At 45.5% G+C, this 12,997-nt stretch carries 8 protein-coding genes and 1 pseudogene; 2 read left to right on the top strand and 7 right to left on the bottom strand.

Going from position 1 to position 12,997, the window contains the following annotated elements; all coding sequences use genetic code 11:
• Positions 1–880: 880 nt before the first annotated feature.
• Positions 881–1,024, top strand: a complete 144-nt coding sequence (locus ACEW9I_RS00260) for a hypothetical protein (protein ID WP_373538371.1) — start codon at positions 881–883, stop codon at positions 1,022–1,024.
• A gap of 123 nt (positions 1,025–1,147) precedes the next feature.
• Here ACEW9I_RS00260 and ACEW9I_RS00255 read toward each other — a convergent pair whose 3' ends face one another.
• The 4 genes from ACEW9I_RS00255 to ACEW9I_RS00240 form a co-directional block, all read right to left on the bottom strand.
• The gene (locus tag ACEW9I_RS00255; protein WP_373538370.1) at positions 1,148–2,539 is read right to left on the bottom strand and encodes a DUF6851 domain-containing protein; all 1,392 of its coding nucleotides are present in this window, start codon (positions 2,537–2,539) and stop codon (positions 1,148–1,150) included.
• A 240-nt stretch (positions 2,540–2,779) separates the two neighbouring features.
• On the bottom strand, positions 2,780–5,395 hold the full coding sequence (locus tag ACEW9I_RS00250; protein ID WP_373538369.1) for a chloride channel protein: 2,616 nt from the start codon (positions 5,393–5,395) through the stop codon (positions 2,780–2,782).
• Positions 5,396–5,443: 48 nt separating this feature from the next.
• A complete protein-coding gene (locus tag ACEW9I_RS00245) occupies positions 5,444–6,997 on the bottom strand; it encodes a cation:proton antiporter (RefSeq protein WP_373538368.1) in 1,554 nt (517 codons plus the stop codon).
• Positions 6,998–7,043: 46 nt separating this feature from the next.
• The gene (locus tag ACEW9I_RS00240; protein WP_373538367.1) at positions 7,044–8,450 is read right to left on the bottom strand and encodes a DUF389 domain-containing protein; all 1,407 of its coding nucleotides are present in this window, start codon (positions 8,448–8,450) and stop codon (positions 7,044–7,046) included.
• Positions 8,451–8,717: 267 nt separating this feature from the next.
• On the opposite strand from ACEW9I_RS00240, the gene ACEW9I_RS00235 reads away from it, so the two are divergent.
• On the top strand, positions 8,718–9,605 hold the full coding sequence (locus ACEW9I_RS00235) for an IS982 family transposase (RefSeq protein WP_373538375.1): 888 nt from the start codon (positions 8,718–8,720) through the stop codon (positions 9,603–9,605).
• Between the two features lie 152 nt (positions 9,606–9,757).
• Here ACEW9I_RS00235 and ACEW9I_RS00230 read toward each other — a convergent pair.
• The 3 genes and pseudogenes from ACEW9I_RS00230 to ACEW9I_RS00220 all read right to left on the bottom strand — a co-directional run.
• Positions 9,758–10,198, bottom strand: a pseudogene (locus tag ACEW9I_RS00230) (DUF389 domain-containing protein); the annotation flags it as partial.
• Positions 10,199–10,241: 43 nt separating this feature from the next.
• On the bottom strand, positions 10,242–11,936 hold the full coding sequence (locus ACEW9I_RS00225) for a SulP family inorganic anion transporter (RefSeq protein WP_373538366.1): 1,695 nt from the start codon (positions 11,934–11,936) through the stop codon (positions 10,242–10,244).
• A gap of 195 nt (positions 11,937–12,131) precedes the next feature.
• Positions 12,132–12,995 carry a universal stress protein gene (locus ACEW9I_RS00220; RefSeq protein WP_373538365.1) on the bottom strand — a complete coding sequence of 288 codons (864 nt, stop codon included), beginning with the start codon at positions 12,993–12,995 and terminating at the stop codon, positions 12,132–12,134.
• Positions 12,996–12,997: the final 2 nt, after the last annotated feature.

Raw genomic sequence — 12,997 nt, 5'->3', positions numbered from 1 at the left:
GCACATATTTTCCCGTACACAGACAGCAAAAATCGGCTCTCATGACATCGATTTGTCTGTTGAAAGCCTTACTCTGCTTATGTTATAACCCGAAGCCCTCAATGAGGCTTGAACTCATGACCTCTTCATTACCAATGAAGTATCAGGTGAGGCATAAGCCTTTAATCGTAAGGCTTACAGCCATTAAAAATAACTACATGGGCTATTTTATGGGCTTGTCTTACTTTTAGACCGTTTTAACTGGTTTGTCAAGTCTATTCAAACAGAGATCTATACACTAAATACCAAGGCAATAAACTTTTCAAGTATGAAAAAACTATCTATCCAATTTAAACCGATCGCTTGGTTTGATTTGTTCTGCTGCTTCCCGATCGCGAAGATCCTAGAGGTCGATGGCCATCGGTAAATTTAGACTGACAGTATCAGCCTTCAGATAATACTTACCGGAGGAGAGTATGTAGTATAATTAAAGGAGCTAAAAGTTAATCGAGAGTGGTCTTTGGAGGTATTAAAACATGATGACTTATTGAGAAATCATTCAAGCGATTAGCCAGAGGCTAGGCTGCGCCAACGCGAGTCTTCCCATTGATGAAGATCGGGATATTCTACTCGAACAACTTCGCCAACAACAAATCGAGCAGCAACGGGATGAAATTGCGGCTAATGGCGAATGAGTTCGTCACGCTATCAAAATGGTCACAGCCCAAATCTTTAAAAATGACGAAGATTTAAAATCAGATCTATTTGAAGACTGGTGGCGAAACATTGCTTATTCCGCACTCGGTTAATTGAAGGACAAGGAGAGCGGCTAGTGTTTGAACACCTTCTGGTCTGATGCCAACAACAAGGATGGCTTCAGGCAAGAAGTAGACAACAATCAATGACTGATGAATATAAAGCAGACTATGCTCGAAGAGCGGGAATCGAAGGAACGCTGTCTGAAGGGATTCGATCGCTATTCCTTGTTCTACTTGGTGAAGTCGATCTGTGGCGACAGACTTCACCCGTACAGATGAAGCAATAATCCAAACGTGGCGATGCGATCGCTAAAATATGCGTAATTGTAGTACTAATTTCATTTGGAAATTGCCGATCTGAATAAACTTCAATTAGCCAAAACGAATATCGATCGATGCTATTGTTTCAACTAAAGTGTTCCCTCCCAGTGTTCTCTTGCTCGGTCGAAGGCTTGAGCACCCACCTTACGACCGAGTGCCAATCCCGCAACATTTCCCTCATAGAAATGAATGCCACCATACAAGCGCGATTCGCCAGCTTCTTGAGCAGCAGCAGTAAAAGTTTCCCATTGCAACACGGTTCCTACGGCTTCAGCTAGTCCAGGCTCGACCCTCAATGGTTCAGGCTGTTCGTATGAAGCTCCAAAACGATCGCTACCCGTGAAACGCTTCAGGGCTTCTGCACCTGCCATTGAAAAGGCACTGTGCCCAGAAGTGAACTCTGGGAAAGGGGGAGTGGGAAATGTCGAGACTTGATAAGGTCGCCATTCTTCTCCCTGAATAGAGGTGATGCTATTTCCATCCCAGCCTTCAATAGTTTTCCCCCGCAAGAGATGACGAATTGCGGTTATGGGTCGAGTGTAGTCATAGTAGCGTTTTGCCTCCCAGGTGGCAATCGCGGCATCATGAATGGCATTTGCTAATGCAAAAAACATCTTTGCATCAGCATCAAGCGAGTGGCTATCACGTTGTGAAACAAACATTGCAAATAGCTCCCAGTGTCCAGGCGGAAGCTCTGTTTTAGGCCCATCTGCCCAATATTCAGCAATTACTTTTTGCTTAGTAGTAAGATGTTTCTGAACTTTGGTTACATATTTTGCTTGATCCAAGAATGCTTGTGAAGTAATCGGTTGTGGCGATGACGGACGAAATTGACTCGCCGAAGTCAGCGCAAATGGAGTCACTTTTTCCCAGTGAGGTGCAATAAATGTAGGAATTTGCAATTTACCACTGGGATCGAGGTAACTTAAAGGTTGCCAGAGATCGGGATGGGGAGTATTGGCTACAGGTGAGGCTTCTGTAGCGAGAACTGGTAGATTAGATGGGATATAGTTTGTATAATCTGCATATGCTTTACCAGTCACGCTCAATTCACCACACTGGTTGGCACCATCCCAATGTCGATAGTCTAATATTGCCTTTGCTGCTAAGTTACCAATGCCTTCGGGCATGGCAGGATCTTCGCTGATAGATGGACTAAAACCTAACAAAGACATTGCTGTATCAAAAACAGTAACTTCAGTTGGAAACTGATCTTTCAAAACACGATAAGCCGCCTGACTCATTGCCTGTTTTTTGACTTCTTCGGCAGTTACAAGTTGCCGTGGCAGGCGAAGTCGAGTTCCAATCGCGTTCGAGTCATAAACTGCCCAAGCATCAAAAATTGCAGTATGTAAAATTGCGAGCGATCTTGCCACCATTGGCGGACCAATCCGAGCACGTTCGGATAACTTATCAGGTTTGCCTAAGTTACGAATTGCCTCCAAAGCAGCATTCGCCCAAATAACAGAAACAGTATCCATGTTGATGATGCCTCATGTAAACTATGATTAGATGAGAAAAACTGACTTTAAATCAATATTTATCAACATAATACACTTAAACAAGACAATGCTGAATTATTTGTAATCAATCTTTTGCAATACTGTAAATAATTTTGAGGACTTTTAAATTACTCGATCGGAACTTATACTCAATAAATTTAGATTGCCATGATTTTTAGTTGTTGTCGATCGCCATGCGAACATTCGACATTCTCAGTTTCATTTGGAAATTGCCGATCTGATGACAATTACCGTGTGATTCGCCAGAGGCGACGCTCCGCGATCGCTATTTTGGGAAATAGCAGCGGGAATGTTGCCATTGACCACTTGCTGTAATATTCCGGCACGACTTGCTCCTAAGACGATCGCATCGCTGTCATCCTGTCGAGCGTAATTTAGTACCGCTTCTGCAATGGAACTATTATAGAGCGGGACTGTGCTAATCGCATCATGCAGATATGGATCGAGAAAATCAGCCGCTCGATCGAGTGTGGTCAGATCTGGTGCCCGATCCGCAGGATCGAAGACCTGACAGAGCCGGACTAGCGGCTTGTGGCTCAAGCTAGTCAGTGCGGGGAGAAGTTCGATCGCCAGTTTAACATTCGGCCCACCCGCCATCGGCACCAGCCAGCGATCGAATTGAGTCTGACCGTTACATTTGACCAGTATCAACTCGCAAGTTGCCTGTTGAATCACGGGATCGACCAACCGACTAAAAATCCATTCTGTGGGCACTCGATTACTGCCTCTCCAACCCATTAGTGCCAGATTGATATGCTGGGACTCGATCGTCTGGAGCACGGCGGCACAGAGGTCGTGGGCGACCCGAATTTGGGTGTGGACGGGAACCTGCCATACCAGTCCGAGATTTCTTGCCTGTCGGAGCAGTTTTTCGCCCAGGACTGTCCGCACGGGAACTTCGACTAGTGATTTATGCGGGGGAACGACAATTATGTGTAGTACTTCGACTTCGTAATGTCGATCGCGAGCAATTGCCACTGCCATCTCCATCAGCATTTTGGCGGTTTTAGGATTACTCAGCAACACGAGCAATCGTCCCTTGCCAATTTCTGGCGCACGAGTTTGATAGATAATGTGAGATGTAGCGGTTTTCGCCCCAATCGGATTTTCCTTGCCATTGAGATATGCGGCTTCGATCCAAATAATATCGCTGCGAGTGATAATGCCGACCAATTTGCGACCATCGACAATCGGTAAACTGCGGAGATGGTATCGATCGAGTAGGTGCAGGATATGCGCCAGTGTATCTTCGGGAATTGCGGTCACAGGTGAGGGAGTCATCACATCTGCAACTAACAGGTGTTCGTTCGTTCCTTGTCGCAACCGATTTACCACGTCTTTCTGTGACAGGATGCCTACTAATCTACCCTCTGCCATCACGGGGAAGGTGCGGTGGGAAGATTGCGAAAATACCTGTAACGCATCATCCAGACTCAGATCGCTGGCAATAGTTTCCACTCTCGGTTGCATTACCTGCGTCGCCTTTAATTCCGCCCAGGGTTCTGGAGATCGAGTCAGTTCTGATAGATGAATGCCATTAGCTTCGAGCAATAGATCGTATAGCGATCCCGTTTCCAGCTTTTCCGCCACCAGATTCGCGGTGACGACCCCAATCATTAATGGCAACACCAGATTAAAATCACTGGTCATCTCGAACACCAGAATTACTGCCGTAATTGGCACCCGCGAGACGGCACAGAAAAAAGCTGCCATCCCCACATAAGCATAAGTACTTGGCGATCCCGTCAACAGTACGTAGTGACCTAAAGTACCCACCAAATACCCCAGCGCAGACCCCAAGGTCATAGAGGGAATTAATAGTCCACCTGGTGCCCCAGAGCCAGTTACCAAGATAATCAACCCAAACTTGACACAAAAGACGATCGCCACTAACTGCCAGTCTGCCTCACCACTGAGCAATAGATGTCTCAACCCAGCATTATCTCGAAACACGATCGGTAGAGTCGCTAGCGCAATTCCCGTTACCAGTCCCGCCATCCCCACTCGCCACGGCAAAGCCACATTAAAAAACCGCCGATAAAATCCCAGACTTAGCAGTATGCCTCGATTAAATAAGACTCCCAAGCCACCAGCCAAAATTCCCAGTAGTAAGTACAAAGGAATCTCTGGCACCGAAAAACTATTGTGGATGGTATTACTCAGGTGCGCTTCAAAATTCAGATTCCAACTCCGAGAACCACCGATCCTGGCAACGGCTGAGGCGACAAAAGAGGCTAAGATGGCCGTACCCAAGGTAATCCCCGTCACATCTTGGAGCAATTCTTCAACGACAAATAAGACTCCGGCGATCGGCGCATTAAATGCTGCTGCAACTCCCGCTCCTGCTCCCGCTGCAATCAGTTGCCGTCGCCGTTCGGGGGAAGTCGGAAACCAATGGCTGAGTTGATTGGCTAAAGCCGCACCAATTTGGACTGTGGGGCCTTCCCGTCCGAGTGGGAATCCTGCTGCCAAGATCAATGTAGCACTGAGCCATTTCACTGCCGCCAACCTTAGCGTCATTGGCATCGGCACCCGTGCCAATACTGCCTTTACCTCCGACATACCGCTGCCACTAGAGCCAGGGGCAACATATCCCGCCAACCATCCAGCTATTACTCCAGCAATTAAGCCGATCGTCGGTAGGGCTACATACGCAGGAACCAGACGGGCTGATTGCTGTCGCCATCCCCCCAATAGGCTGACGCTTTCGCCCAACGCCATTGCCGCTAATCCCGCGACTAACCCGATCGCACAAGCTTCAATGGCAGCTAGTCGTTTGGGGCGTGAAAGTAATTGGGAGAGGCGATTTCGCATAATTTGGCTGTTAGGGATCGTGATGGTTTCGGATTTGTTGGCTCTGCACTAGGCTGTTTTCTCTACTTGCATCAACAGCGATAGTTCTCGATCTAATCGACCCGCTTGCACGAGTTGGGCATAAGTATCCGCCTCAATCGCTAGCAACTCATCTCGCAACTGTTCGGTGATAATTGTTTGGAGGTCGGGGTAATCATTTTGGAGATCGTCTAATTCTGTTTGCAAACGAGTTAGCTCTCCCTGAGCCAGCGATACTTGATATTGATAAAAATCGGGTTCGACTCCAGGATGTCGATCTATTTCGCCTAAGTGTTCTAGCACCCGATTGAAGGCAGTCTGACGGGCGACAATCTCTAGATAATGCTGACGCATCGGCTGGTTGCCGAGCAAATCTAGTCGGGAAAGGAGGGGCTGAACGGTCAAGCCTTGGACGAGGAGCGTAAATATCACTGCACCGAGAACGGTTGCCACGATCGGATCTCGCCCTGGAATATTTTCCGGTACGCTCAACGCCAAAGCGATCGATACGGCACCCCGCAATCCTCCCCACCATAGCACCGTCCGTTCTGGGATGGAAATTTCGGCACCAGCCAGACGGTTACTCAGGCTGCCGAGTCCGTAGATCGAGATCGCCCGTGCTAAAATCATCGCGGTAATTGTCACCCCGATCGCTACCCAGTTTTCAGCCAAAACTGCAAAGCGAATCCGATCGCCGATGAGCAAGAAGACAATCGAATTGACAAAAAAGCTTAAAAATTCCCAAAACTCACTGACGATAACGCGAGTGCGGGGATTCATGCCGATCCGAGAGCCAAAATTACCCAGAATTAGCCCCGTCGTGACGACCCCCATCACACCCGATCCGCCGAATTTTTCAGCGATTAAATAGCTACCATAGGCTGCAACTAGGGTTAATGATTGCTCTACCAATGGTAAATCGAACCGTTGGGTCAGATAAGAGATGCCAAACCCAACTAGTGCCCCAGTAACCAGCCCAATTCCTACCACCATCACCAACTGGGTTATAATTGCCCCAATCGCTAAATTGGCGGTGCCTTGGGAGAACGCCACCACCAAGCCAAAGGCAACAACTGCCATCCCGTCGTTAAATAAACTTTCACCTTCCATCAATGTAGTCAGCCGCTTATCGACACCCAACTCCCGAAATAGAGCCGTCACTGAAACTGGATCTGTCGCTGCCAGACTCGCCCCAATCAGCAATGCCATCGTCACAGACAGACCAGCTAGTTGATGTAGACCGATCGCTACGCCTGCAATTGCAATAACCGTCCCCAAGATCGCATAAAGACAGATCGGCATTAAATCCTGTTTTAGCATCGACCATTTCAAGTTCCAAGCAGCTTCAAACAGTAGCGGCGGTAGAAAAATCAGTAAAATTAATTCAGGTGAAAGTTGGACTAATCTAATATCGGCCAAGGCTAGTCCCAATCCCACAATTACCAATAGCAGCGTATAAGGAATGCGGCGAAACCAGCTTATAATTTGGGGCAAGATTGCCACACTCAAAGCAACTAACAGCACTAATAAAAATTGCTCTAAATTTTCCTCGATTGCTACTTTTGGTAAGCTTGTATTTATCATTATTATGATTCTAAATTGCTAATATATGCTGCGACTTGTAGAAACTTTATTTATCTTCGATCGCGCTAACAGAAGAGGATTTTGGGGTGTCTTCCGGTAGTTTTATAATTGTCTTCAGTTGGACAGTGGGAGTTGTTGCTGTCTTAGCTTCGATCGCATAGCGACGCTCGTTTTGAGCAGCTACAGCAAGGGGTTGAATTTGCCATTGGGTTTGCAGATAACTTTGGATCGCCAGCGATCGATCCTGGGCAAGTGTGCCAATTTCCGATGGTGTTTGCCCCGATTGTAGCTCGATTTGCAATGTCGGATTTTCTCGTACCACTCGACCGATACGATCGAGTATTTTCGTTTGGCTGGGTGGAATTTCAGATCGATCCAAGTCAAAGGTGACTGTTTCCGTAATGGGTGCCAGCCGCTCGAAAGTAACCTCGGCTGTCGGATATTCTAATTGCCTGCGGATATCTTCGACGAGTACGGCTCGTCCATCGCGATCGATATCTCGTTCGCTCAAGTAAATAATCTGGATCTTCAACGGTGCTACTGGGCTGGTACTCGCCGCATAACTCACCAATCGAGCGGGAGGAGGTAATAGCAAGGATTCGATCGCTAGCTTGGCACTTTCCAAAAAACTGGATTGCAACTGGGCTGTTGTCGGCGGTGGTGCTGGTTTAGTTGCTTCTGACAATTTTTGCAACAGATCGCCAGAAGCCGTAGGAATCTGAATCAAATTGAGCGCGATTGAATCCAACGGTCGTAACAGCTTCACCGATAGCAGTTGCTGATATTGCGATCGTTCGGCTTCAGTATAAACCTTGCTAGTAACTACCTGAAGTTGAGTAACTAGTTTACGTTCGCGTTCTTGAAATGAGAGTTGACTGATATAAGATCGCGCTTTGCCATCGGCAAATCCAGCAAAGTTTTTCTGCCAGATCTCTGTGGCGGCACTGCGGAGTCGATTCTGTTGCTGCTTATAACTAATCTCACTCCGAAGCTGACTATAAGATTGGTTGAGAGGAACCGAAATTACCAAAATAGTCATCACAATTAGTAATAGACGACTGGGTAAACCACCAATGCGCTTCAGTCGCCCAGATGCAGGTATTTTATTTAGTAATGACTGTACCCAAATACTCTCGCGATCCTCCTCCCGCCATGTCCGTACTCGATCTCGCACGGGATCTGCATCGATATTTAGGGTTAAAAACACGAGCATCGCCATAAAGGTAATCGCAACCAAGTTGGTAAAAAACAGCAGTCCGCCGCCTCGTGCCACTGTAAATCCAGTCTCAGCATTAAACGTAAATGCCGTCCCGATCCCATAACCAACCACGCATAAAGGTGGCATCAGGGCTACGGCAATAGAAACTCCTGGCACAGAAGTCACAATTCCTTTAGCCTCTTTACAGATAGCCACCGCTCCCAACCTGAGTTCGATGAGGCATAGCCTCATCATCAAATCAAGTCGCTGACTGTGCTTCAGTCATAAACATCAATTGTTAAAATGAGATATTTCCCAAGTCATTATCAATAAGCTTTAGTTATTGATAATGACTTGGGAGTCAAACGTTCATCAATGATTACAAATAATTAATAATTAATAAGTTATTAAAACTTTTGAAGCTCGATCGACAAGTGAAGGTACAAATAGCATTGCAAACCTGATGTATCGTCTCTAATTCTGGTTAAATTAATATATGTATTAGAAAACCAGAATTAGATGATGGACTTAACCGAACTATTTTGTGAAATAGATGATTTCTGCCAGGATTGGCTGGCAACTTTTTCATCAATATCGTTCCCCGCGAATGGTAATAATTTGCCAAAATACTGCTGCCTATCACTGAGCGAGGTCATGACTATTTCTATTCATTTCCATCAGTCAAGCTATCGAACATTTAAAGATTATTATCTCAAAAGTGTTTGTCAAAACTTAACCAGCTATTTTCCGAAATTGGTTAGTTACAATAGAATGGTGGAGTTGATGCCAAATGTTTTAACAGCTTGTCTTTATTATCTCAACTCTCGGCAAGGCAAAGTGACTGGAATTAGTTTCGTAGATAGCACGGCTATTCCAGTTTGTCATCCAAAAAGAATTAAAAGAAATAAGGTTTTCAAAGAAACTGCCAAGCTGAGTAAAAGTTCTATGGGATGGTACTTTGGATTCAAGCTTCATTTGATTATTAATGATTGCGGAGAGATATTAAGCTGTAAAATTACACCTGGCAATGTCGATGACCGTACACATTTGCCATCAATGTCACGGGGAATATCAGGGAAAATGTTTGGAGACAAAGGATATATTAAGAAAGAACTATTTGAAGAATTATTGAATAAAGGATTGCAGCTAATTACGCCACTAAAATCCAACATGAAAAATAAACTCATCTTGATGGATGACAAAATTGGATTGCGAAAACGCTCACTGATTGAAACGGTAAATGACCAGTTAAAAAATATTTCTTATTTAGTTCATTCTCGCCATCGAAGCTTGCATAATTTTATTCTCAATCTAATTACAGCGTTAATTGCTTACACTCATCAGCCTAAAAAGCCAAGTTTGAAGCTAGATGAATATGCTCAGGATTTCTTTAGCATTGTGCCGATTTAGCTAATTATTCATTTTCTGACTTAACTCAATATTTTTAACTATTAATCATCTTAATGGTAGAGTTTGTCATGCCAAAATTCACATAAAATTTGCGATTAACCTGGACATGTTGTCCTATCTGAGTTTGATGAGGCTACGCCTCATCGAACTCAGGTTCCCACTGCTCCAGAAAATAAGGCGATAACCAAATCCAGCAAATTGGGCTGAGTTCTCGCCAGAATTTCGCTAGTCATTTCCTTCGCTGGCAGGATCAGCACCACTAAAAATGCAAAGGCGATCGCCAGTCCACAACTCAAGATTAAGTTGAAAATAGCTCGGATGGCTAAGATAACATCTCCAGTAGCTAATGCTAGCCCATTTGCCAAAATACTGCCCATCAACGGTGAAATCAGCATCGCACCAATAATCACGGCTGGACTATTCAAAACCAAGCCCAGAGTGGCGATTCCAGCAGCAAATAGTACCTGTATCCAATAACTGGCATCAGTTAGGGTTAAGGACTGCGCGAGGTCTAAATAGACCCGTTCTTTGCGAATGGTATCTACCCCCAAATTCTTGGCAAACCAGCGAGTTAATCGAGCGATTGTTTGCATCACATCTCCTCCTAAATAATTGGTAGCTTTTTTCTAAACCAGGTTATTCACTTCTATGTTGAATTAGAGCTAACGCAGATTGTAATGCCTGAAGACGATCGCCTAGTTGGTGAAGTTGAGATGTGACAATTATAGGTTTTCCCTTGAATATCTTTGGTTGACTAGAGAATCGATCTAAATCTAGCTTTTTGAGCCGATTTTGTACTTGTTCGGATCTTGCCACAATCCAGACATGGCGATGACGATCGATTGAATCTTTAACGATCGATTCGATCGCCAGTGCCGCCGAAACACCAAGGGTGGGAACTTCGCTCAAATCCAGTACTAATACGCGATAGTCTTTGATAATCGCCATCCGCTGAGTAATACTTTTCGCCGCGCCAAAACTCATCGGCCCACCCAATTGAAATAGTAAAATCTCACCAGCCGATCGCGTTAATATTTCTTTTTCAACTGGGCTGAGACTATGATGATCTGTGGGATCGAAAATAGCTCGAATATTATCATTTTGCACATCAGTCAAGCGTTTAATCGTCAACACATTGGCAATAAAGGCACCTACTAATACCGCTGTAATTAAGTCTACAAATACGGTCAAAAATAGCACCAGATACATCAATCCGGTACCCCTAATCGACAGGCGGGGCGCACGACGGATAAAGCCCCAATCTAAGATATCAATTCCTACTTTTAACAGTAATCCCGCTAGCACCGCATTGGGAATCTGCGCTGTTAATGGCCCCGCCCAAAATAACACCAGCACCAGGGCTAGAGCGTGAATGATGCCAGATAGCGGTGTTTTACCGCCAGCTTGGACGTTGACTACTGTTCGCATCGTCGCGCCTGCACCAGGTAAGCCGCCAAATAAACCCGATACCATGTTCCCGATTCCCTGTCCGATTAACTCTCGATCGGAATCATGCTGAGTGCGGGAAATGCTATCGGCAACTAAGGAAGTGAGCAGGGAATCGATCGATCCCAGCACCCCCAACATCAGCCCATAGCGCAACATATCGGCTAATTCTACCAAGTTGAAAGTGGGTAGCCGTAAGGAGGGCAATCCTTGAGGAATTACCCCAATTCGAGTCAGTTTTGCATCGCCAAACACTACCACCGATAAAATTGTGACGATCGCTAAACCCAGCAGTGGGGCGGGCAAAATCTGATTTAATCTCTTCGGTGTCCCAAAGACGATCGCTAACGTCAGCAGTCCTAAACCCAGTGCGATATAATTTGGCTGACTCAAATAGGTTGGCAATTGTTGGAGTGTGCCAATCACACCACCCGATCCGGCATATCCCAACAGGGGTGGTAATTGCAGCAAAATGATAATTACCCCAATCCCCGACATAAAGCCAGAAATCACCGTGTAAGGCATCAGAGTAATATACTGACCCAGACGCATCACACCAAATAAGATTTGCAATAGTCCGCCCAGCATCACAACGGTAAAAGCCATTGCTAATCCCGTGTCAGGATAACGCGCCACAAAGGTAGCGATGACAGTTGTTACTACCACCGTCATTGGCCCTGTGGGGCCAGAAACTTGAGCGGGAGTACCGCCAAATAGAGCGGCAAAAAAGCCAACGATAATCGCCCCATATAGTCCGGCGATCGCCCCGGCACCAGAAGCAACGCCAAAGGCTAGAGCCAGCGGTAGGGCAACGATCGCCGCAACCACGCCACCAAACAGATCGCCCTGCCAATTGCGAAAGTGAATGTTATTGATTAGATTCATAAAAACAGAAAATGGGAATAGATGGTTGACTAAAATGACAACTCATGAGTTAAATTGGCAATGCCTGAGACTATCCTTTTGATATAAATTACCAGTCTGTTTCAACAGACTGGACTATGCTAAGAATGCTTAGAAACTGGACTTCTATTCTCGATTCGCCAAGTCCAGAATTTAGCCGTTTGCTTTTTAGTTATGCTATCTATACAACAACACCGGAATATGACTGCTACGCAGAATCTGAGCAGTTGTGCTACCAATTACCAGATGACGGATGCGATTGTGTCCGTAGGCACCCATCAACAGTAAATCGATGTTGCTTTCTTCGGCATACTCAGCAATTGCCTGTTCTGGATAACCTTCGACGAGACAACAAACAGGCTCAAACCCACCCAGCCGCGCTTGTTGCTTGGCTTCGTTAATCCGCGAGATCGCTGTTTCATCCTCGGCATGTTTAGCAACCGTGACAATGTATAGATCCAATCCGGCAAAAGCAGATGAATTTACCAAAAAGTCCAGTATTTTTTTACAGCTTAGACTGCCATCATAGGCAAGTAACAACCGCTGGATTGGTTTAAATTGGGAAGAGGTAACTAGACAAGGTTTATGACTAGCCCGAATAATCCGCTCTAGATTTGCACCCAAATGTCCAGATGCTAGCCCTGCTGCTTCCCCGCGTTTGCCTAAGATAATTAAATTTGCTTGAGCTTCAAATTCATCAAATCGATCGACTAAAGAACCCGTTTCATGACGGAGATTGACCGTTTCTACGCCTTGACTAGTTAGTACTTGCTGGGCAGTTTGCAGGATCTCTTTTGCCCGTTGATTGTTTAATTTAGCTTTTTGATGTTCTAATTCCACCAATTGATTCAGCAGTACATCTGACGCATCTATGCCGATACTACCGCTAAAGTTGCTGGCTTCCATCATCGCTTGACTGCGTTCGTCAGTGACATAAAGAACGTCTACTGTTGCTGTCAATCGATTTGCCAACCATGCCGCATATTGATAACTGCTGTGAGCAAAGACCGAGCCATCTGTACATAATAAAAGTCGTTTCATAG

The sequence above is a fragment of the Chamaesiphon sp. genome, assembly GCF_041738855.1.
Taxonomy (GTDB): Bacteria; Cyanobacteriota; Cyanobacteriia; order Cyanobacteriales; family Chamaesiphonaceae; genus Chamaesiphon.
This window is presented reverse-complemented; position numbering and strand designations above follow the sequence as displayed.

Excerpts from the sequence above, each read along its gene's own strand:
- ACEW9I_RS00260 (WP_373538371.1), top strand. The coding sequence starts at position 881 with ATGACTGATGAATATAAAGCAGACTATGCTCGAAGAGCGGGAATCGAA.
- ACEW9I_RS00255 (WP_373538370.1), bottom strand. The coding sequence starts at position 2,539 with ATGGATACTGTTTCTGTTATTTGGGCGAATGCTGCTTTGGAGGCAATT.
- ACEW9I_RS00250 (WP_373538369.1), bottom strand. The coding sequence starts at position 5,395 with ATGCGAAATCGCCTCTCCCAATTACTTTCACGCCCCAAACGACTAGCT.
- ACEW9I_RS00245 (WP_373538368.1), bottom strand. The coding sequence starts at position 6,997 with ATGATAAATACAAGCTTACCAAAAGTAGCAATCGAGGAAAATTTAGAG.
- ACEW9I_RS00240 (WP_373538367.1), bottom strand. The coding sequence starts at position 8,450 with ATGATGAGGCTATGCCTCATCGAACTCAGGTTGGGAGCGGTGGCTATC.
- ACEW9I_RS00235 (WP_373538375.1), top strand. The coding sequence starts at position 8,718 with ATGGACTTAACCGAACTATTTTGTGAAATAGATGATTTCTGCCAGGAT.
- ACEW9I_RS00225 (WP_373538366.1), bottom strand. The coding sequence starts at position 11,936 with ATGAATCTAATCAATAACATTCACTTTCGCAATTGGCAGGGCGATCTG.
- ACEW9I_RS00220 (WP_373538365.1), bottom strand. The coding sequence starts at position 12,995 with ATGAAACGACTTTTATTATGTACAGATGGCTCGGTCTTTGCTCACAGC.